The 21,116-nt window shown below is 72.1% G+C and carries 17 protein-coding genes; 11 read left to right on the forward strand and 6 right to left on the reverse strand.

What is annotated here, in order from left to right:
• Nucleotides 1–267: 267 nt before the first annotated feature.
• Both ACFQ7C_RS00980 and ACFQ7C_RS00985 read right to left on the reverse strand, forming a co-directional pair.
• A complete protein-coding gene (locus tag ACFQ7C_RS00980; protein WP_378896708.1) occupies nt 268–1,230 on the reverse strand; it encodes a diacylglycerol/lipid kinase family protein in 963 nt (320 codons plus the stop codon).
• Between the two features lie 77 nt (nt 1,231–1,307).
• Nucleotides 1,308–1,763 (reverse strand): Lrp/AsnC family transcriptional regulator, encoded by a 456-nt coding sequence (locus ACFQ7C_RS00985; RefSeq protein ID WP_378896711.1) that lies wholly within the window; start codon nt 1,761–1,763, stop codon nt 1,308–1,310.
• A gap of 105 nt (nt 1,764–1,868) precedes the next feature.
• On the opposite strand from ACFQ7C_RS00985, the gene ACFQ7C_RS00990 reads away from it, so the two are divergent.
• The 3 genes from ACFQ7C_RS00990 to ACFQ7C_RS01000 all read left to right on the forward strand — a co-directional run bounded on the left by ACFQ7C_RS00990 (nt 1,869) and on the right by ACFQ7C_RS01000 (nt 5,208).
• A complete protein-coding gene (locus tag ACFQ7C_RS00990) occupies nt 1,869–3,302 on the forward strand; it encodes a DUF6421 family protein (RefSeq protein WP_378896713.1) in 1,434 nt (477 codons plus the stop codon).
• A gap of 75 nt (nt 3,303–3,377) precedes the next feature.
• Nucleotides 3,378–4,091 (forward strand): SDR family NAD(P)-dependent oxidoreductase, encoded by a 714-nt coding sequence (locus ACFQ7C_RS00995; protein ID WP_378896716.1) that lies wholly within the window; start codon nt 3,378–3,380, stop codon nt 4,089–4,091.
• A gap of 40 nt (nt 4,092–4,131) precedes the next feature.
• Nucleotides 4,132–5,208, forward strand: coding sequence for a threonine aldolase family protein (locus tag ACFQ7C_RS01000; RefSeq protein WP_378896719.1), 1,077 nt, complete (start codon nt 4,132–4,134; stop codon nt 5,206–5,208).
• 75 nt (nt 5,209–5,283) lie between these two features.
• Here the strand turns inward: ACFQ7C_RS01000 and ACFQ7C_RS01005 are convergent, their stop codons facing one another.
• The 3 genes from ACFQ7C_RS01005 to ACFQ7C_RS01015 form a co-directional block, all read right to left on the reverse strand.
• Nucleotides 5,284–6,888 carry a hypothetical protein gene (locus ACFQ7C_RS01005; RefSeq protein ID WP_378896721.1) on the reverse strand — a complete coding sequence of 535 codons (1,605 nt, stop codon included), beginning with the start codon at nt 6,886–6,888 and terminating at the stop codon, nt 5,284–5,286.
• A gap of 216 nt (nt 6,889–7,104) precedes the next feature.
• Nucleotides 7,105–9,018: a M3 family metallopeptidase gene (locus ACFQ7C_RS01010; protein WP_378896723.1), complete on the reverse strand. Its 1,914-nt coding sequence runs from the start codon at nt 9,016–9,018 to the stop codon at nt 7,105–7,107.
• Between the two features lie 65 nt (nt 9,019–9,083).
• A complete protein-coding gene (locus ACFQ7C_RS01015) occupies nt 9,084–9,671 on the reverse strand; it encodes an NUDIX hydrolase family protein (protein WP_310288214.1) in 588 nt (195 codons plus the stop codon).
• A gap of 124 nt (nt 9,672–9,795) precedes the next feature.
• On the opposite strand from ACFQ7C_RS01015, the gene ACFQ7C_RS01020 reads away from it, so the two are divergent.
• From ACFQ7C_RS01020 to ACFQ7C_RS01040, 5 genes are all read left to right on the forward strand, one after another.
• The gene (locus ACFQ7C_RS01020) at nt 9,796–10,224 is read left to right on the forward strand and encodes a CHRD domain-containing protein (RefSeq protein ID WP_378896725.1); all 429 of its coding nucleotides are present in this window, start codon (nt 9,796–9,798) and stop codon (nt 10,222–10,224) included.
• 33 nt (nt 10,225–10,257) lie between these two features.
• On the forward strand, nt 10,258–10,926 hold the full coding sequence (locus ACFQ7C_RS01025; protein ID WP_378896728.1) for an alpha/beta hydrolase: 669 nt from the start codon (nt 10,258–10,260) through the stop codon (nt 10,924–10,926).
• Between the two features lie 251 nt (nt 10,927–11,177).
• Nucleotides 11,178–12,833, forward strand: coding sequence for an ABC-F family ATP-binding cassette domain-containing protein (locus tag ACFQ7C_RS01030; protein WP_378896731.1), 1,656 nt, complete (start codon nt 11,178–11,180; stop codon nt 12,831–12,833).
• Nucleotides 12,834–12,946: 113 nt separating this feature from the next.
• The gene (locus ACFQ7C_RS01035; RefSeq protein ID WP_378896734.1) at nt 12,947–13,129 is read left to right on the forward strand and encodes a PspC domain-containing protein; all 183 of its coding nucleotides are present in this window, start codon (nt 12,947–12,949) and stop codon (nt 13,127–13,129) included.
• A gap of 39 nt (nt 13,130–13,168) precedes the next feature.
• Complete coding sequence (locus ACFQ7C_RS01040) at nt 13,169–13,351, forward strand: PspC domain-containing protein (RefSeq protein ID WP_378896736.1); 183 nt, start codon at nt 13,169–13,171, stop codon at nt 13,349–13,351.
• Between the two features lie 9 nt (nt 13,352–13,360).
• Here the strand turns inward: ACFQ7C_RS01040 and ACFQ7C_RS01045 are convergent, their stop codons facing one another.
• Nucleotides 13,361–13,840, reverse strand: a complete 480-nt coding sequence (locus ACFQ7C_RS01045; RefSeq protein ID WP_378896739.1) for a hypothetical protein — start codon at nt 13,838–13,840, stop codon at nt 13,361–13,363.
• A 111-nt stretch (nt 13,841–13,951) separates the two neighbouring features.
• Between ACFQ7C_RS01045 and ACFQ7C_RS01050 the strand changes: the two genes are divergently transcribed.
• From ACFQ7C_RS01050 to ACFQ7C_RS01060, 3 genes are all read left to right on the forward strand, one after another.
• Nucleotides 13,952–18,721 (forward strand): DNA glycosylase AlkZ-like family protein, encoded by a 4,770-nt coding sequence (locus ACFQ7C_RS01050; protein ID WP_378896741.1) that lies wholly within the window; start codon nt 13,952–13,954, stop codon nt 18,719–18,721.
• Nucleotides 18,714–19,502, forward strand: coding sequence for a DNA-formamidopyrimidine glycosylase family protein (locus ACFQ7C_RS01055; RefSeq protein ID WP_378896743.1), 789 nt, complete (start codon nt 18,714–18,716; stop codon nt 19,500–19,502). Before ACFQ7C_RS01050 ends, ACFQ7C_RS01055 begins: the two co-directional genes overlap by 8 nt.
• A 308-nt stretch (nt 19,503–19,810) precedes the next feature.
• Nucleotides 19,811–21,010, forward strand: coding sequence for an ABC transporter ATP-binding protein (locus ACFQ7C_RS01060; RefSeq protein ID WP_378896747.1), 1,200 nt, complete (start codon nt 19,811–19,813; stop codon nt 21,008–21,010).
• Nucleotides 21,011–21,116 lie beyond the last annotated feature (106 nt).

Genomic DNA, 21,116 nt, shown 5'->3' on the forward strand with positions numbered 1-21,116 from the left:
GTGTGAGGCGCCCTGCGGCCTCAGCTTTGCCGAAAACCTCAATGAACTTCCGGCTCACACGACCCCGCACCCAGAGCGAAGGTTATGTGAGCCGGAAGTTCATCGGCTCTTGAAGCACTCCGAGACGTGTGAGCCGGAAGTTCACCAACGCCCGAGACCACTCCGAGACGTGTGAGCCGGAAGTTCACCAACGCCCGAGACCACTCCGAGACGTGTGAGCCGGAAGTTCATCGTCCGAACAGGAGTACCGGCGCGGGCACAGCGCGATCAGTGCTCACGAGGTGGTGCGAAAACCGTCACGGCCCGCGGCACCGCCACGCATCGCAGGGTGAAGCCGCCGGGACCCCGCTGCTCCAGCTCGCCGTCGTGGACGAAGACGGACGGATGCCCCGGCTCGGGGCGCACGTGCAGCTCGAGCTCTCGCACCAGGAGCCGCTCGATGTCGGCGTCGCGCGGGAACAGGCGCACCGCGCGCAGCACGGCCGCGGACCGCTTGCCGAACGCGAGGGACGCGAAGGCGCGGACCTTGGACCCGCGCGCGTGGTGGATGCGCACGTCCAGCGCTCCGGCATCCGCCTCCTGCCGCTGCATCGTCGCGACGCGGTCGGGATCGTTGCGGCCGACGCTCACGAAGACCGACCACACGCGCGCCCGTCGCCCGTCCCGCACGATCGTGAGCGGTTCGGCGCGGCGCAGCGCCGCCGCGGTGGCCACGACGCCGCCGAGCCACTTGCCCAGGCTGGTGCGCCGCTCGCGCTCCTCGATGAGTTCCGGGTACGCGCCGATCGACACCACATTGAGCACCGTCACCGGGTCGCCCGCATCGGCCGTCGCCTCCGCCACACCGACCTCGACGGTCGACCCCGCCTCGCAGGCGTCGATCGCGGCATCCACGCTGTCGACGCCGAGCGCTCGCACGAAGTGGTTGAACGTCCCGCCGGGCATCGCGAGCAGCGGGCGATGGTAACGCCGCGCGAGGTGCGCCATGCGCGACACCGAGCCGTCACCGCCGTAGATCCCGAGCACGTCGGGTGCAGCATCCGATTCCATCGCCGCGGCGACGACCTCGGCGAGGTCCTCGTCTTCGGCCAGCTCGTGCACGCGCGCGGCCGGCAGCCGCTCGCCGAAGGTCGCCGCGGGATCCGACCGGATCACCGCCGTGCCGGATCGCGCGTTCCGCACGATGAGCACGCCGCGTCCGTCGGCGTGCGGTGTCTTCGCCGCATCCATGGGCCGAGGCTACCCGCGCCCGTCCGCCGCGGCCGAGGGCTTGCACGCAGCCCTTCGATCTGCGCGAGGCCGCGGTCTCAGGCCGGCAGGACCGGGCGGTTCTCGTAGAACGTCTGCAGCACCACGGTCGTGCGGGTGTTCACCGAGGCGGCGGCACGGATGTCGCGGATGAGCGACTCGAGATGGCGCGGCGACGCGACGCGCACGAGCAGGATGTAGCTCGCGTCGCCCGCGATCGAGTGGCACGCCTCGATCTCGGAGAGGTGCTCGAGCAGCTCCGGCGCGTTGTCGGGCTGTGCGGGGTCGAGCGGAGTGATCTCGACGAACGCCGCGAGCGGCTTGCCGACCGCCTCGGCGTCGACCAGCGCCCGGTAGCCCGTGATGACCCCGCGCGACTCGAGCCGGCGCAGTCGCGCCTGAATCGCGGACACCGAAAGCCCGACGGCCGCCGAGAGGTCGGCGAGGGTGGCGCGGGCGTCCTGCGACACCTCGCGCACGATGGCGGCGTCGGTCGCGTCATCCAGAGCGGGCATGGCTCGACTCTAGCCGAGACAGGAAAATTTCCTGCCGAATCACGCAACGGGGGGAACTTCTCTAGAATCAGGAGGGAAACCGCACTCGAAGATCGGAGGTTCACCATGTCCAGCAGCACCCTTCACACGTCGAAGGCGATCGTCGGCGAACCCGAGGTCGTCGAGGACGCGCTGCTCGCCGAAACCAGCGACTCCTGGTTGCGCCTCAAGGCGGCCGCGACCGCGATCCAGAGCCTCCAGGCGCAGGACGGGTCGATTCCGGATGCTGCAGCCCACGACGGCGCCCGCGCTCTGGTCGCCGAGATCACAGCCGGCATCCGCGCCCTCTCGCCCGCATTCCCGCACGACGCCGAATACCTCGCCGCCTCGATCCGCGACTTCGAGCGCTGGATGGACCAGGGATTCGGCATCCCGGACTTCCTCGACTCGCTGAAGGCCTTCCAGCCCCAGCAGCACCGGGCCGACGGCATCCGTCATCTCGTCGTGTTCCCGATGTACACGCAGAACGGCTCGCGGGACCGCCACGTCGAGGCGGTGCTCGTCGAGGTGATCTGGCCCGAGTTCATCGCGCAGCTCGAGGCGGGCGACTACGGCAACAAGCTCTTCGTCTCGCTGCGGTTCCTCGACTTCACGCCCGGGTACGACACCAACAGCGCGGTGCTCTTCCCCGAGACGGTGGCGATGCGGGAGATCCCGACCTTCACGTGGGGCGCGATCTTCCAGGACCGCGAGGCCGCGCGCTACCGTCGCGTCGTGCGCGCCGCCGCGGAGATCACGAAGCTCGACCTGCCCCAGGACGCCGCGCGCATGCTCGACGACCAGGAGCTCACCGAGAAGACCTTCGTGATGTGGGACATCATCCACGACCGCACCCACATGCGCGGAGACCTGCCGTTCGACCCGTTCATGATCAAGCAGCGGATGCCGTACTTCCTGTACTCGCTCGAGGAGCTGCGCTGCGACCTCACGGCGTTCCGCGAGTGCGTCGCGATCGAGAAGCGGCTCTCCGCCCGGGCCGGGGCCGGCGAGACGCTCACCCCGGCCGAGGCCGAGATGCTCGAGCACGCGAAGCTCGTGCAGTACGCCGTGATCTTCGACCGCATCTTCCGGTTCTCGATCACCGGCACGCGGGTGCGCAACTACGACGGGCTCGGCGGTCAGCTGCTGTTCGCGTGGCTGCACCAGCGCGACGTGCTGCACTGGACCGACACCGCGCTCGCCTTCGACTGGGACGACGTCCCCGCCGCGGTCATCGCGCTGGGCGAGGCCATCGACGAGCTCTACTGGCGCTCCATCGACCGGCCGAAGACGGCCCACTGGCTCGCGGCGTACGATCTCGTGCGGTCGACGCTGACGCCGAACCCGGCGTCACGGTGGGCGCGGGGTCTGCCCGACGAGATCCTCGCGGGCGCACCGAAGGGCTACACCGACGCGGTCCTGGACGACGAGTTCCCGCTGTCGATGTTCTTCGAGGCGCTCGACAAGAAGATGAAGCCCGTCATCGAGTCGACCGCCGGGATCACCGGCCGCGATTCCTGACGCCGGAGCGTGCGTTCTCGGCAAGGCCTCGCCTCTCGCCGAGAACGCACGTTCGCGACGTGGAAGGCTGGAGACATGAGCGTCTCAGGCAGACTCGTGATCATCGCCGGTGCGACCAGCGCCTCGGGCGTCACGGCCGCGCGCGTCCTCCGCGATGCGGGCGCGCGCGTGGTCGCCGTCGGGCGCGACGCGGGCAAGCTGCGTGACCTCCTGGACTCACTGGAGACGGATGCTGCCCCCCTCGGCACCGCGCCGGCCGGAAGCGTGCGCACGGAAGTGTGCGACCTGGCGGACGAGACCGCGGTCGCGGCGCTCGCAGAGCGCGTCCACGCGGAAGACGGCCCCGTCGACGGCGTGCTGCACCTCGTCGGCGGCTGGCGCGGTGGAGGCGGCCTGGCGGGCCAGACGGACGCGGACTACCGCTTCCTGGAGGGCTCTCTCACCGCGCTGCGGCACGTCAGCCGGGCGTTCGACGCCGACCTGCGCGCATCCCGGGCCGGCCGCCTCGCGGTGGTGTCGTCCACCGCGGTGGCGCGACCGCTCGCCGGCGGCGCGAACTACGCCGCGGTGAAGGCGGCGACCGAGGCGTGGGCGCGTGCCGTCGCGCAGGGCTTCGCGAAGGACGCCCGGGATGCGGGGAGACCGCAGGCCGCAGCATCCGTGATCTTCCGTGTGAAGAGCCTCGACGGACTCGAGGAGGCGCTCGCGCAGCGGTTCGCCGATCTGTGGCTCGCGGACGCGACCGAGATCGACGACACGATCGTCGAGCTCACCGACCCCTCACTGTGACGGCTGCCGGCCCGCCGCAGCCGAACTAGATTGGACACCCGTGACCACGATCCACGACCCGAACCTGCGCGGCTTCGCCAGCGACAACTACTCCGGCATCCACCCCGAGGTGCTCGCGGCCATCGCCGCCGCGAACGACGGCCACCAGGTCGCCTATGGCGACGACGTCTACACGGAGCGCCTGCAGGAGGTGATGGCCCGCCACTTCGGCGAGGGCGTCGAGGCGTACCCGGTGTTCAACGGCACCGGCGCGAACGTGGTCGGGCTGCAGTCGATGCTCCCCCGCTGGGGCGCCGTGGTCTCGGCCGGCACCGCGCACATCAACGTCGACGAGGGCGGCGCGCCGGAGCGCGTGGCCGGCATCAAGCTGCTCACGGTGCCGACGGACGACGGCAAGCTCACCCCTGAGCTCATCGACCGCGAGGCGTGGGGCTGGGGCGACGAGCACCGTGCGCAGCCGCTCGTCGTGTCGATCACCCAGTCGACCGAGCTCGGCACCCTGTACACGGTCGACGAGATCACGGCGATCACCGGCCACGCCCACAGCCTCGGCATGCGGGTGCACATGGACGGCTCGCGCATCTCCAACGCCGCCGCGTCGCTCGGCGTGCCGTTCCGTGAGTTCACCCGAGATGCGGGCGTCGACGTGCTGAGCTTCGGCGGCACCAAGAACGGAGCGATGCTCGGCGAGGCCGTCGTGGTGCTCAACCCCGAGGCCTCGGAGGGGCTGAAGTTCCTCCGCAAGCTCGACATGCAGCTCGCCTCGAAGATGCGGTTCGTGTCGGCACAGCTCCTCGCCCTCCTCGAGGGGGACCTGTGGCTGCGCAACGCCTCGCACTCCAACGCGATGGCGCAGCGCCTCCGCGCCGGCATCGAAACGGGGCTCGCCGACGGCTCGATCAGCGGCATCGAGTTCACCCAGCCCACGCAGGCGAACGGTGTCTTCGCGACCCTGCCCGACGGTGTCGCCGACCGCCTCCGCACCTCGTTCAGGTTCTACGACTGGGATGCTGCGAAGAACGAGGTCCGCTGGATGTGCAGCTTCGACACCTCCGAGAACGACATCGACGCCTTCCTCGGCGCGATCGCGCGCGAGACGTCGCCCACCGCTCGTTGAGCGGAGGGCGCTCCGGCGCCCGAAGACGAAACGCTCGTTGCGCGCTCGCCCGACGACCGGGGGACGAGGCGGGGGTCAGTTGTCGTGGCGCTCGCCCTCGTGGTGCTCGGCCTCGTGGCGCTCGCCCTCGTGGTGCTCGCCTTCGGGCTCGGCGCCCTCGCCGGCCGCCACCTCGACCGCGGCAGCCTCGGCCTCGACGTCGACTGCGGCGGCAGCATCCGTCTCCTCCGCCTCGGCGGCATCGCCCTCGGCGGCTGACTCGGCCGCCGCCAGCAGTCCCTCGGGGCGGATGAGCTCCTTGACCTCGGCCATGAAGCTCATGAGCTGGTGCTGCTGCCAGCGCAGCTGGCGGGTGCGGTCCTCGGCGTCGCGCAGCACGGCCTGCGAGTGGGTCGTGACGAGGTCGATGATGCGCTCGGCCTTCACGTGCGCGCGGTCGAGGTGCTCGCGGGCGCGCAGCTGCGCGTCGGCCTCGATCTGCTGGGACTGCGCGCGCATGAGGCGCTCGAAGTCCTCAGCCTTCACCGAGACGCGCTGCGCGTGCTCGAGCGAGGCGGCGACCTGCTCGTTGGCGTCCTGCGTGATGCGCTCGGCGTGGGCGACCGCCTGGTTGTGCAGCACCAGGAACTCCTGGTGCGCGTCGTCCTGGCGGCGGGTGAGGGATGCCTCGAACTCGAGGGCGCGCAGGCGCAGCTCGCGCACCGTCTCCTCGGCTTCGGCGCGGTCGCGCGCGGTCTCGCGGGCGACCGTCGAGCGCAGCACCGCGGCGCCCTTCTCGGCCTCGGACCGGATGGCGGCGGCCTCGCGCTCGGCCTGCGACACCTTCTCGGCCGCGTGGGCCGCCTCGCGCTCGAGGCGCGCCTCGTGCGCCGTCAGCTCCGTGTCGATCTTGAGCTGGATCTGCTGGGCGTCGTGCTGGGCCTGCGAGACGATGCCGTCGGCCTCGGCCTGTGCGGAGGCGCGGCGGTTGGCGATCTCCTCGCGCGCGGCCTCGAGCAGCCGGTCGCCCTGGATGGTCGCGTTGCGGATGAGCAGGCTCGCCTGGTCCTCGGCGACGCGCAGCACCTCCTCGAACTGCTGGCGATTGGGCGACTCCGTGGTCGCACCGACGAGCTCGTCGCTCAGGGTCTGCACGCGCTGCTCGGCGTCGGCGATCTTGGCGTTGGCCAGCTCGAGCTCGCCCTGCAGGCGCGTGACCGCGTCGCCCTCTTCCTCGCGTGCGGCGGATGCCTCGGCCGCGACGCGCTCGAGCTCCGCCTGGCGCGTCTGCTCCGCCTCGGCGAGGGCCGCCTCGAGCCGCTCGATCTCGTCCTGGCGGGCGACGAGGGTCGCGTCGATCTCGGCCTGACGCGCGGCGATCGCCGCGTCGATCTCGGCCTGGCGACGCTCCGCGGCGGCCTGGAGCTCGGCCTCGAGACGCTCCGCCTTCGCACGGCTCTGCGCGACGGCGGCGCCGGCGCGGCGCTGGTGCTGCTTGAGCTGCGCGACCTCGTCGTTGGCGGCGCGCATGCGCGCGTCGAGCCCCGCGATCGCGGCGTCGACCTCTTCCTTGTCGTAGCCGCGGAAGGTCGTCGTGAATCCCGACCCGAAGGCTGTCGTCGCGGTGTCACCGATGAGGTTGTCGAACGGGGTCGGGTCTTCCTGACCCGTGTTTCCGGCGCTCTGGGCGTGGTCGGACATCGGCTTCTCCGCTTTCTGTGGCGAGGGTCGTGCAGTGTCGGCGAGTGCTCGCGGCGGAGGCGTGCGGTACCGCGCCCGCCGCGCCGGCGAACGTGTCGCCGCGCGCGCGAGCAGCGGTGGCCGCACCGTCCTCGACGACACCGGGGGGTGTGTCGCGGGTGACTGCGCTTCGGGGGGTAGGTGAACCCTACATCGCGCCGCCGTGTGCGCGAAACGTCATTCGCCCGCAAGCCACCGGCGGTACGCCTCGAACGACGACGAGCGCCCGAGGAACGCCTCGACGAGGTCCTGCGCGTCGCGCGATCCGCCCCGCTCCAGCACCTCGGTGCGGTAGCGACGGGCAGCCTCCGGGTCCATCAGTCCGGCGCCGAAACCGCTCAGCAGGTCGCGCGCGATCACGAGGCTCCACTGGTACGTGTAGTAGCAGGCGCCATAGCCCGTGAGGTGGCCGAACCCGGCGTACGAGTGGAGTCCGCCCAGCGGCTGGACCGGGCTGGATGCCGCGTACAGCCGCTCCGTCGCGGCCTGCAGGTCGGCGGGGCGGTCGACGTGCAGGTGGTACGACACGTTGGCGTGCCCGAGCTGACGGCGCACCTCGAGCGCACGGCCGAACGCGTCGGCGGTGCGCATGCGCTCGACGAGGTCGGCGGGAATCGGCTCGCCGCCGGCGTCGCCGCTGAACGAGGCGAGGACCTCCGGGTCCCACGCCCACTCCTCGAGGAGCTGGCTCGGGGCCTCGACGAAGTCCCACTCCGTGGAGACCCCGCTGAACCGGGCGAAGCGCTGACGCCCGCCGAGGATGTCGTGCACCAGGTGCCCGAACTCGTGGAAGAACGTCACGACCTCGTCGTGCTCGAGGAGGCCGCGCGAGAAGTTGCACAGGAGGGCGGCCTCGGGGAGCACGCGCCCGGCGACGCCCGGCGCCAGCGGGAAGCACGCGGCGTGGCTGAACTTGCCCTCGCGCGGGTGCAGGTCGAGGTGGATGCGGCCGAGGCGGTCCCCGTCGCGCACCACGTCGAACGACTGCACGTCGTCGTGCCACGCGGGCACGTCGACGGGCACGTACTCGACGTCGAGGAGGCGCCCGGTGACGTCCAGCACGCCCGCGACGACCCGCTCGAACGGGAAGTACGAGCGCACGAGCTGCGCGTCGACGTCGTACTGCTCGCGCTTGATCGCACCCAGCAGGTACCAGAAGTCGGCGATCGAGACGACGTCGGCGTCGGGGACGTCGCGGCGCAGGCGTTCGAGCAGGATCGGGTACTCGGCATCCGTCGCGGCCCGAGATGCGTCGTCGAGCTTCGAGAGGAATGCCGGGATCTCGGCGCCCGCGCCGATCATGCGGGTCTCGGTCTCGTAGTCGGCCCAGTCCGGGTAGCCGAGCAGGCGGGCGCGCTCGGCGCGCACCTCGAGCAGCTCGGCGAGGATCGCGTCGTTCTCAGGCCATGCGAGGTCGTTGTACGCGCTCACCAGCGCGATCCGCGTGGCGCGGTCGTGCGCGTAGTCGCGGATCGGCATGAGATCGGGGTAGTCGGTCGACAGCGTCACCCGCCCCTCGTCGTCGGCAGGGTGGGCGTCGATGAAGTCCTGCGGCATCCCGGCGAGGCCCTCGGCCGGGACGGTGATCTCGCGACGCCCGTCGCGGATGTTGCGCGAGAACGCCAGCGACAGCTCCGTGTCGCGGTCGGCGAGCTGCCGAGCCCGCTCGCGGTCCGCCTCGTCGAGCTCGACTCCGCCGCGCCGGAAGTCGCGCAGCAGATGCGTGAGCAGGCGCGCCTGGTCGTCGTCGAGACCGTCGGTCGCAGCATCCGCGAAAGCACTCCACAGTTCGCGGTTCAGCAGGCGGGCCGCCGACAGCGACTCGACGGCCTGCACCTGCGATTCCGCGATCTCGCGCACCTCGGCGTCGGGGTGCGCCTCGCTCACGACGTAGGCCTCGCTGAGGGCCTCGGCGAGTGCGATGTCGGCCTCGTCCCAGAGCTCGAGGCGCTCGGCCGTGGCGAGCTCCGGCTCGGAGGTCAGGCGCGCGTCGATCTCGTGCACGCGGGCGATGCGCTCCGCGGGGCGCTCTGTCGCGAAGGCCGCCCAGCCGGCGGCGTCGGACGGGAAGGGCAGGGGTGCGAGGGTCACTCTGCGAGCCTATGCGGCGTGGGCGACACCGCGCGAGGGCGGATTCCGCACCCGTTCGAGTCGGCTCAGCGCAGGGCCCCGACGCTCGCGAGGGCCATGCGCACGAGGGTGCCGCGTCCACCCTCCATCTCGGCGGAGAGGGCATCGGATGCCGCCTCCTCCGGGGTCAGCCACGTCACCTCGAGCGCGTCCTGGCGTGGCTCGCAAGTGCCGGTCACCGGGACGACGAACGCGAGCGAGACGGCGTGCTGGCGGTCGTCGTGGTAGGCGCTCACGCCGGGGAGCGGGAAGTACTCCGCCACGGTGAAGGGCGTCGGCTGCGGCGGCAGCAGGGGGAACGCCATCGGCCCGAGGTCGTTCTCGAGGTGCCGGAACAGCGCGTCGCGGACGGTCTCGCCGTACCGCACCCGGCCGGACACGATCGTGCGCGAGATCTCGCCGATGGGAGTCGCCCGCAGCAGGATGCCGACCTGGGTGACCTGGCCCATCCCGTCGGTGCGCACCGGCACGCCCTCGACGTAGAGCATCGGCAGGCGGCGACGGGCCTCTTCGAGCTCGATGTCGCTGAGCCACGCGGGATTCGAGACGTTGCCGGCCGGCGGGCCGAACGGCTCGTCGCCCGCTGGTTCGGGGTCGGGAGTGCGCACGGACATGCCTCTTGTATACCCTGCCGCCCGGCTCCGCGGGCACCTTGTCGAGGGCCCTGACCCGGCGTAGCGTGCCCGGTGCCGGCAGACGCCGGGTCCGGGGCCGCACCACCAGCAGGGAGGACACATCATGCGCACGTCCGCACGTGCGGCGCTCGCGGCGACCGCGATCGCGCTGCTGACTCTGGGGGGAGGCGCGGCGGCATCGGCGGCGCCCGCGATACCGCTCAACAACGGCCAGGAGGTCACCGGCGCCGAGGGCGGCGCCCATGGCTTCTTCACGTACACGATCGAGGGGACCCAGTTCTGCTACACGCTCTCGGTGAAGCGACTCACCGCGCCCGCCACCGCAGCGCACGTCCACGTCGCCCCGCAGGGCGTGGCGGGCCCGGTCGTCATCGGCCTCACGATCCCCAACCAGGAGAGCTCCGAGACGAGCGCGTGCACGACGGTCGACCAGGCTCTGCTCACCGCGATCGCCGAGAACCCCCGCGCGTACTACGTCAACGTGCACACATCGACGTACCCCGGGGGCGAGGTGCGCGGCCAGCTGAAGTGACGCGATGTCGGCGCGAGGGGGCAGGATGGACGCGTGAGCCCACCCGACCCCCTCGACGCCGATCCCGTCCGGTGGTCGGCCGAGCCCGCCGACCGTGACGGCCGCCCGCTGCTGATCCTGCTCCACGGCTACGGCGCGGACGAGAACGACCTCTTCGGCCTGGTGCCGTACCTTCCTGAGGAGTTCGTCGTCGCGGCGGTGCGAGCCCCGCTCGCGCCGCCCTTCCCGGCACCCGGGTACTCGTGGTACCCCATCGAGGGCCTCGACAGTCGCGATCCCGAGCACGTCACGGCAGCGGCGCACCGCCTGATCGCGTGGACCGATGCCGCGGCATCCGTCGACGTCCCCGTCGGTCTGCTCGGCTTCTCACAGGGCGCCGCCGTCGCGCTGCAGGCGATGCGTCTCGAGCCCCAGCGGTTCGCGTTCGCCGTCAATCTCTCGGGGTATGTCACGCCGGGCGACCTGCCGCGCGACGCCGAGCTCGGCGAGCGCCGCCCGCCCGTGTTCTGGGGCCGGGGCACCAACGACGACATCATCCCGGCGTTCCTGGTCGAGCACACGACGCAGTGGCTGCCCGAACGCGTCGACCTCAGCGGCCGCGTGTACCCGGGCCTCACGCACAGCGTGTCCGAGCAGGAGCTCGCCGACGTCCGCGTCTTCCTGGACAAGCGGCTCGAAGACCTCGCGGCCTCCGACGCCTGACCCGCCCCTCTGGCGATGCCCAGGGACGTCCGCTATGGTGGCTGACGGCCTTGTCCCCTCCGTGAGGAACTCCCTTGAAGCTGATCGACGCGACCGCGCTGTAATCGCGCTGCTCCGTCGACTCTCGACGCATCAGCGCTTGTACAACTTCGCGCTGCCGTCGACCCGCCGCTTCCTCACCCGCTCCGGCATGCCCGGGCGACGGTTCTGCGGCCCCTCGGTGTCAGCGCACGTCTGACCAAGGAGGCCTCATGCCTGCACACACCCTCACCCCTGCCGTCATCCTCGACCGGGTCACGTTCACCTGGGCGGACGGCACCACCGCGCTCTCGGACGTCTCCGGATCGTTCGGCACCGGACGCACCGGCCTGGTCGGCCGCAACGGCTCCGGCAAGTCCACGCTCCTGCGGCTCATCGCCGGCGAGCTCACGCCCTCGGGCGGTCACATCGCGGGCGCGACGGATGCTGCATACCTTCCGCAGCGCCTGACGCTCGACGTCGACCGCCCCGTCGCGGACCTGCTCGGCGTGGGCGACACGCTCCGGGCGCTGCGCGCCATCGAGTCCGGCGACGCCGACCCCCGTCACTTCGACGCCGTCGGCTCCGACTGGGACATCGAGGCGCGATCGCACGCGGCGCTGGCCGAAGCCGGACTCGCCCCCGACATGCTCGACCGCCGCGTCGGGCAGCTGTCGGGCGGCGAGGCGGTGCTCACCGCCATCGCGGGCATCCGCCTGCGCGGCTCGTCCATCGCACTGCTCGACGAGCCCACCAACAACCTCGACCGCGAGGCACGTGCGCGCCTGCACGACATGGTGCGCTCGTGGCGCGGCGCGCTCGTCGTGGTCAGCCACGACACGTCGCTTCTCGAGCTGATGGACGACACCGCCGAGCTGTATGCGAACGAGCTGTCGGTCTTCGGCGGTCCGTACTCCGAATGGCGCGCGTGGCTGGACGCCGAGCAGGGCGCCGCCCGCGACGCCGAACGCGCGGCCCGCCAGGCCGTCAAGCGCGAGAAGCGCCAGCGCATCGAGGCTGAGACGACCATCTCGCGCCGCGCGGCGATGGGGAAGAAGGCGTTCGAGGAGAAGCGCGTGCCGAAGATCGTCGCCAACGGACGCCGCATGGCGGCCCAGGTGTCGGCGGGCAAGCTGCGCGGCGAGAAGGCCGAGCGCGAGGCATCCGCCCGCGAAGCGCTCGATGCCGCGGAGCGCCGCGTGCGCGACGACGACATCGTGAAGATCGACCTGCCGGACCCCGGCGTTCCTGCGGGGCGCCGCATCGCCACCCTCGCCGACGGCGAGCGCTCGTGGATCATCCAGGGACCCGAGCGGGTCGCGCTGATCGGCCCCAACGGCGCCGGCAAGACGACGCTCCTGGAGCGGCTCGTGTGTCCCGTGGTTCGCAATTCAGGATCATCGGCCGCGATGCCCCCGGAAAAGCACCCTCTGGACGCAACCATCCTGAGTCACGCACACATCGAGCTGCACACCGACCGGGTCGGGTACCTCCCGCAGCGCGTGGACGGACTCGATGACGCGGCGTCCGTGCTCGAGAACGTCGCCCCGTCCGCCCCGAACGTGACGATCGTCGAGCTGCGCAACCGGCTCGCACGGTTCCTCATCCGAGGGGCCGCGGTCGAGCGGCCGGTCGGGACGCTGTCGGGCGGCGAGCGGTTCCGGGTCGCGCTCGCGCGGCTCATGCTCGCCGACCCGCCGCCGCAGCTGCTCGTGTTCGACGAGCCGACGAACAACCTCGACCTGGACACGGTCGACCAGTTCGTCGACGCGATCGCGGCCTACCGCGGCGCGGTGCTCGTCGTGAGCCACGACGACGCGTTCCTCGAGCGCATCGGCGTGAACCTGGTCCTCGAGCTCGACCGCGACGGCCAGCTGACCGAGCGCTGACACCGGGTCGCAGCATCCGTCATCTCCAGATGGACGGATGCTGCGGCCCGCCCCCGCGCGGATCGGGGGCCTGCACCCGTGCGGCGGTGCACCGACGCGAGCAGGATGGGGGCATGAACGCACTCGTGAGACCTCAGCAGGGCCGATGGATCGCCGGCGTGTGCGCCGCCATCGCCAACCGCTTCGGGTGGAACGTCACCCTCGTCCGCATCCTCACCGTGCTCGCCGTCGTCTTCTTCGGCCTGTCGCTGTGGATCTACATCCTGCTCTGGATCCTGGTCCCCTCCGAGCGCTGACCCCTGGCGCGCGCGTGTGCCCCACGCCATGATGAACGCATGCATCGCCTGGTCCGCCCCCTGAAAGGGCGCATGATCGCCGGAGTCTGCCAGGGCATCGCCGACCGCTTCGGCTGCAGCGTGGTGCCGGTGCGCGTGCTCACGGTCGGGGCGACCGTGTTCTTCGGCATCTCGATCCTGATCTACCTCGTGCTCTGGATCCTCGTGCCGGACGAGCGCTGATTCCGACGCTCAGGGCTTCTTCTTGAGCTGACCCGGGGCGCTTGCACTGTTGCCGGGAGCGTCGGCCGGCTCCGTGCCCTCCTCTTCACCCGCGGGCGGCTCGGACGCGGTCGGCGCCGGGGCGGGCGCGGGCACCGCGGCCACAGGCTCCTCGGCCGCGGTTTCGGGTGCGGCGTCCGTCTGCTCCACCGGCTCGGTCGTCGGCGTGGGGCGGGGCGAGGGCGTGGCGGGGACGGATGCCGTGGGCCGAGGCTCGGAGACCGGCGCAGGGTCGACGGGAACCAGCGGCGACGGGTTCTGCGACGCTCCGAGGATCGTCGTCACGACGACCAGGAGCGAGAGCCCCAGCGCACCGCAGAGGGCGCCGAGCCCGAACGTCTGCACACGTCGCGAGCGCAGCCACGCACGGTCGGCGAGAGCCGGGTTCGTACGGCGGGTGAGCGGAGCCGGACCCGGAGCCGTCGGCTCGCTCGAGGGCATCGGTTCCATCGGAGTCCTCGGCGGTGAGCGCGTGCCGGGGGTGCACGCACGCAGGGAGCTTACGCGACCGTCCTGGACGGAACCTGGCCCGATGTCGGCGATCGCGACGAAGATGGGGGGATGGGCGACGTCCTCGAGCGGTTCGGTCCTGCCACGCAGGACTGGTTCCGCGGCGCCTTCCACGCTCCGACCGACGCGCAGACGGGCGCGTGGCAGGCGATCTCCGCCGGCAAGCACGCGCTGGTCGTCGCGCCGACGGGCTCCGGCAAGACGCTGTCGGCATTCCTCTGGGCGATCGACCGCGTGTTCCACGACAAGGCCGCAGCGCCGGCATCCGTCTCGCCTTCGGGGCGGAAGAAGCGGACGGATGCCTCATCCCCCGCGACCCGGATCCTCTACATCTCGCCGCTCAAGGCCCTCGGCGTCGACGTCGAACGCAACCTGCGGTCGCCGCTCGTCGGGATCGGGCAGTCCGCGCGGCGCCTCGGCCTGAGCGTGCCCGACGTCACCGTCGGTGTGCGGTCCGGTGACACGCCGGCGGGCGACCGGCGCAAGCTCGTCCAGACGCCGCCCGACATCCTCATCACGACGCCCGAGTCGCTGTACCTCATGCTCACGAGCCGGGCGGGCGAGACGCTGCGCGACGTGCACACGGTGATCGTGGACGAGGTGCACGCCGTCGCGGCCACGAAGCGCGGCGCGCACCTGGCCGTGAGCCTCGAGCGCCTCGACGCGTTGCGGCGCTCGTTCGCGCCCGACGGCGCCCCGGCGCAGCGCATCGGGCTGTCGGCGACCGTGCGCCCGATCGACGAGGTCGCGCGTTTCCTCGGAGGCGCCGAGCCCGTCGAGATCGTCGCCCCGCGCGCGAGCAAGGCCTTCGACATGAAGGTCGTCGTGCCGATCGGCGACATGCTCAACCCGCCCCCTCCGCCGAGCCCGTACACGTCCGACGGCGACGGGGTGTGGGAAGAGCCTGGCGCCGCGGACGAGCCGGTCGACGAGGACTGGTTCGCCGACGGCCAGTCGGGCACGAGACCTCGGGCGTCCGGGGCCGGCGAGACCGAGATGACGGGCTCGGTGTGGCCGCACGTCGAGGAGGCGATCGTCGACCGCATCCTGCTGCACCGCTCGACGATCGTGTTCTGCAACTCCCGTCGGCTCGCCGAGCGGCTGACCGGCCGGCTCAACGAGATCTACTCCGAGCGCCTCGGCCTCGATCTGCCCGAGCCGACCGTGCCCGCCGCGATGATGGCGCAGGCGGGCGCGACGGCGGGCGCCGAGCCGGTGCTCGCGAAGGCGCACCACGGCTCGGTGTCGAAGGAGCAGCGCGCCCAGGTCGAAGAGGAGCTGAAGTCCGGCATCCTGCGCTGCGTCGTCGCCACGTCGAGCCTCGAGCTCGGCATCGACATGGGCGCGGTCGACCTGGTGATCCAGGTCGAGGCGCCGCCGAGCGCCGCGTCGGGCCTGCAGCGCATCGGCCGCGCCGGCCACCAGGTGGGGGAGGTGAGCCGCGCCGCGCTGTTCCCGAAGCACCGGGGCGACGTGCTCCACACCGCGATCGTCACCGAGCGCATGCTCGCGGGCCAGATCGAGGCGATCGCGATCCCCCAGAACCCGCTCGACATCCTCGCGCAGCAGACCGTCGCCGCCGCCGCCGTCGGCCCCGTCGACGTCGAGGGCTGGTACGAGACGCTCAAGCGCAGCGCGCCGTTCCGCTCGCTCCCCCGCTCCGCATACGAAGCGACCCTCGACCTCATCGCCGGCCGGTTCCCGTCCGACGAGTTCGCCGAGCTGCGTCCCCGCGTCATCTGGGACCGCGACCTCGGCGTGCTCACGGGGCGGCCGGGCGCGCAGCACATCGCGGTGACGAGCGGCGGCACGATCCCCGACCGCGGTCTGTTCGGGGTCTTCATCGCCGGCGAATCGCAGAACGCACGCGTCGGCGAGCTCGACGAGGAGATGGTCTACGAGTCGCGCGTCAACGACGTCTTCACCCTGGGCACCACGAGCTGGCGCATCGTCGAGATCACGCACGACCGCGTGAACGTCGTGCCCGCGTTCGGGCAGCCGGGCAAGGTGCCGTTCTGGCACGGCGACGGAATCGGGCGCCCCGCCGAGCTCGGCGAGGCGCTCGGGAAGTTCTCGCGCGAGGTGTCGGCCGCGAAACCCGACAAGGCGGAGTCGCGGCTGCGGGAGGCGGGGCTCGACGAGTTCGCGCAAGACAACCTGCTCGCCTACCTCGCGGAGCAGCGCGAGGCGACCGGCACGCTGCCGACCGACCGTCAGCTCACCGTCGAGCGAGGCCGCGACGAGGTCGGCGACTGGCGGGTGATCCTGCATTCGCCGTACGGCATGCAGGTGCACGCACCGTGGGCGCTCGCGGTCAACGCGCGCATCCGCGAGCGGATCGGCGTCGACGGTTCGGCGGTCGCGAGCGACGACGGCATCATCGCGCGGATTCCGGATGCGACGGCCGAGCCTCCGGGCGCGGATCTCTTCGTCTTCGATCCCGACGAGCTCGACCAGATCGTCACCGAGGAGGTCGGCGGCTCTGCCCTGTTCGCCTCCCGGTTCCGCGAGTGCGCCGCCCGGGCGCTGCTCATGCCGCGTCGCAACCCCGGCAAGCGCACGCCACTGTGGCAGCAGCGCCAGCGGTCGGCGCAGCTGCTCGAGGTCGCCCGGCGCTATCCGACGTTCCCGATCATCCTCGAGACCCTCCGCGAGGTCCTGCAGGACGTCTACGACGTGCCGTCGCTGCTGCGACTGATGCGCGGAATCGGTGAGCGCCGCATCCGGCTCATCGAGACCGAGCCTGCGCAGCCCTCGCCCTTCGCACGCGACCTCCTCTTCGGCTACGTCGGCGCGTTCATGTACGAGGGCGACTCGCCGCTCGCCGAGCGCCGCGCAGCAGCGCTCTCGGTCGACCCGGCCCTCCTGTCGGAGCTGCTCGGCAAGGTCGAGATGCGAGAGCTGCTCGACCCCGACGTGATCGCCCAGTTCGAGCGCGAGGCCCAGCGCCTCGATCCCGAGCGCCGGGCCCGAGGGCTCGAAGGCGTCGCCGACCTGCTGCGGCTGCTGGGTCCGCTCGACGCGGCGGAGGTCGCCGAACGTCTCGAAGCTGCCGACGGCCTCGACCAGGCAACCGAGGCACAGGCATCCGCCCTCCTCGATGCGCTCGTGTCGGCTCGGCGCGCGATCTCGGTCACGATCGCCGGCAACACGCGTGTCGCCGCGATCGAAGACGCCGGACGGCTGCGCGATGCCCTCGGGGTTGCCCTGCCCGTGGGCATCCCCACCGCGTTCCTCGAGCCGGTGGCCGACCCGCTGGGCGACCTCGTGGCGCGTCACGCGCGCACGCACGGACCGTTCACGGCGGATGCCGCGGCAGACCGCCTCGGCATCGGAGTCGCGGTGGCGCGCCTCACGCTCCAGCGCCTCGAATCGCAGGGCCGGGTCACCAGCGGGTTCTTCCTGCCCGAGTCGCCCGCGACCGCGCGTGCCGACGAGGCGGAGTGGTGCGACACCGAGGTGCTGCGCCGGCTGCGGATGCGCTCGCTCGCCGCGATCCGCGGCAGCGTCGAACCCGTCCCGCAGCATGCGTACGCACGGTTCCTGCCGCTGTGGCAGCACGTGACGCGTCCGCTCGAGGGCATCGACGGCGTCGCGGCGGTCGTGGAGCAGCTCGCCGGGGTGCCGATCCCCGCCAGCGCGTGGGAGTCGCTCGTGCTCCCGGCGCGCGTCGCCGACTACACCCCGGGCATGCTCGACGAGCTCACCGCCACCGGCGAAGTGGTGTGGTCGGGGCACGGCAGCCTCCCGGGTCGCGACGGCTGGATCGCGCTGCACCCGGCGGATGCGGTGCCCCTCACGCTCGCGCTCCCCGACGAAGCCGAAGAGGTCGCCGCGGGCTCGCTCGACGCGCAGCTGCTGGCCGCGCTCGGCGGTGGCGGCGCGTACTTCGCGGCGCAGCTGCGGCAGACCACCGGCGCCGAGAACGAGCAGTCCGTCGTCGATGCCCTCTGGCGGCTGACGTGGGCCGGACTCGTGACCAACGACACGTTCGCTCCGGTCCGCGCCCTCGTCGCGGGCGGATCCCAGGCCCACCGGGTGAGCCGGCGCACACCGCGCGCCCGGCTGTACCGGGGCGCGGCGGTGCGGGCGGTGGCAGCATCCGTCCCGGCCCGCCCGCCGGCGATCGGCGGCCGGTGGTCGATCCTGCCCGCAGCCGAGCCCGACGCCGCCCTGAGGGCGACCGCGACGGCGAGCCTGCTGCTCGACCGCTACGGCGTCGTCACGCGCGGCGCGGTGCAGTCCGAGGGCGTGCCCGGCGGGTTCGCGCAGACGTACCGGGTGCTCGCCGGCTTCGAGGAGGCCGGCCACTGCCGTCGGGGCTACGTGATCGAGAAGCTGGGCGCCGCGCAGTTCGCGGCGTCGGCCACCGTCGACCGGCTGCGCGAGTTCGCCGGGCTCTCCGACCCGCCGCCCCTGCGCGCGGTGACGCTCGCGGCGACCGACCCCGCCAATCCGTACGGCGCGGCCCTCGCGTGGCCGGGCCTCGAGGGTGTCGCCCACCGGCCCGGTCGCAAGGCGGGCGCTCTCGTCGTGCTCATCGACGGCGCCCTCACCCTCTACCTGGAGCGAGGTGGCAAGTCCGCCCTGGCCTTCACCGGGGACGAGGCCGCACTCGCCGCCGCCGCGCGCGACCTCGTGGCGACCGCCCGCGCGCGACGCCTCGACACCCTGACGATCGAGCAGGTGAACGGCGCGTTCGTCTACGGCACCGGCGTCGGGCGTGCGCTCCGCGAGGCCGGGTTCGTCGAGTCGCCGCGCGGGCTCACGCTCCGCCGCCTCACCGCCGGCGACGCCATGCGCGAGGGTGCGCGTGCCTGAGGGCGACACCGTCTTCGCGACCGCGCGACGGCTGAACACGGCGCTGGCCGGGGCGACCGTGACGCGGTTCGAGCTGCGCGTCCCTCAGGCTGCGACCGTCGATCTGCGAGGAGAGACCGTGCACGGCGTCGTCGCGCGCGGCAAGCATCTCCTGCACCGCATCGGTCCGTGGACGCTCCACACTCACCTCAAGATGGAGGGCGAATGGCACGTGTACCGCCGCGGCGAGCGCTGGCGGGCACCGGGATTCCGGGCGCGTGCGGTCATCGGCGCGACGGCGCCGGACGGCACCCAGTGGGAGACCGTCGGGTTCGACCTCGCCGACATCAGGGTCGTGCCGACGACGGCCGAGGACGAACTGGTCGGCTACCTCGGCCCTGATCCTCTCTCCGATGCGTGGGACCCGGCCACGGCCGCGCAGAACCTCACCGCCGACGCGCGCGCCGTGCACGTCGCCCTGCAGGACCAGCGCAACGTCGCGGGCTTCGGCAACGAGTACGTGAACGAGATCCTGTTCGTGCGCGGCGTGCTCCCGACGACGCCCGCGAGCGAGACGGATGCTGCGGCCATCGTGGATCTCGGAGCCCGCATGATCCGCGCGAACCGCGACCGCGTCGACCGGACCTTCACCGGCGATGCCCGTCCCGGCCGGACGACCTGGGTGTATCGCCGCGAGGGACGCCCGTGCCGCCGCTGCGGCACGCTCATCCGGGGCGGGAGCCTCGGCGCCGACCCGACGCGAGAGCGCATCGTGTTCTGGTGCCCCACCTGCCAGCGCTGAACCTGGATTCCGCGACGGCTGAGACCGGCTTCCAGCACGCTTTGGTCACGATGCGCGGCGGACGAACTGTCGCCGTGGGGCGCAGCATCCGTCGTCCTCAGACAGGAGCGCGTCGAAACGCCGCGGTTTCCTGCGCGTTACACAGGTCCGGACGATCTGTCGCACGGGCCGCCGCCCACCAACATGATCGTCCGGTTCGGTCGCCGGTTCGTTGCGGGTCACCACATCGCGATATTGAATACCTGCACACCCGATAGGCCGCGCATCGTCGCGCGGCCCGCGACCAGAAGGACCACCACGAGGTGACGATGTCCACAGGCACAGCGACCGCAGCGCAGGCGACGGCGGATCAGCCTCCCCCCGACGGAGCGGGCGCGCGCGGGTCCGTCGTGCTGTCGGGGATCACGAAGCACTACGGCGAGCAGCTCGCCGTCGACGACCTCTCGCTCGAGATCCAGCCCGGTGAGTTCATCTCCCTGCTCGGCCCGTCGGGCTGCGGCAAGACCACCACGCTGCGCATGATCGCCGGCTTCGAGCAGCCGGATGCCGGCGACATCCGCATCTCGGGTCGCTCGGTGCTCGCCTCGCCGCCGTACAAGCGGGACGTCAACACGGTGTTCCAGGCCTACGCCCTGTTCCCGCACCTGTCGGTCGCCGAGAACGTCGCCTACGGACTGCAGCAGCGGCGCACCCCGAAGGCCGAGGTGCGCGAGCGCGTCACCCAGGCGCTCGACATGGTGCAGATGCGACGGTTCGGCGATCGCAAGCCCACGCAGCTGTCGGGCGGGCAGCAGCAGCGCATCGCGCTCGCCCGCGCCCTCGTGAACCGCCCCGCGGTGCTGCTGCTCGACGAGCCGCTCGGTGCGCTGGATCGGCAGCTGCGCGAGGAGATGCAGCTCGAGCTCAAGCTCCTGCAGTCGCGGCTGGGCATCACGTTCGTCTTCGTGACGCACGACCAGGGCGAGGCACTGTCGATGAGCGACCGCATCGCGATCATGCGCGCCGGCCGCATCGAACAGCTGGCCGATGCCGACACCGTGTATGCGCGCCCGGCGTCGGCGTACGTCGCCGCGTTCGTCGGGCAGCAGAACTTCTTCCGCGGCCCCGCCGCCGAGGCGGGCGCGGCGATCACCTCGCCGTACGCGCTGGTGCGCGCCGCCTCACCGGTGCTCACCAGCACCAACCTCGGCGAAGCCGCCGTGCGGCCCGAGTTCATCCGCATCGATAAGGACGCGCCGACGAGCGCAGGCGCCGAGGCGCTCCCCGACGCGAACACGGCCCGCGGCGAGCTGATCGGAGTCTCCCACCTGGGCGACACGATGCAGTTCCTCGTGCGGCTCGGGCCCGACCAGAGCCTCATCGTGCGGCGGCCGACGCCCGACGCGCCCCCGCTCTCGGTCGGAGACCCCGTCGTGTGCACGTGGGCGGCGCACCACGTGCTGCTGTTCCCCGCCGCCGACGACGACGCCGCGAAGCAGGGCGGCTACATCGCTCCTCCGACCGCCTGATCCCACGACCACCACCCGATCACCCGCAGACCCGACGCTCCAGCCGCATACCCGACGCACCACCCGCAGGACCTGCCGACCCGACGCACGCCCTGAGCCGCAGCAT

This window comes from Microbacterium sp. NPDC056569 (assembly GCF_042793475.1).
Lineage (GTDB): Bacteria > Actinomycetota > Actinomycetes > Actinomycetales > Microbacteriaceae > Microbacterium.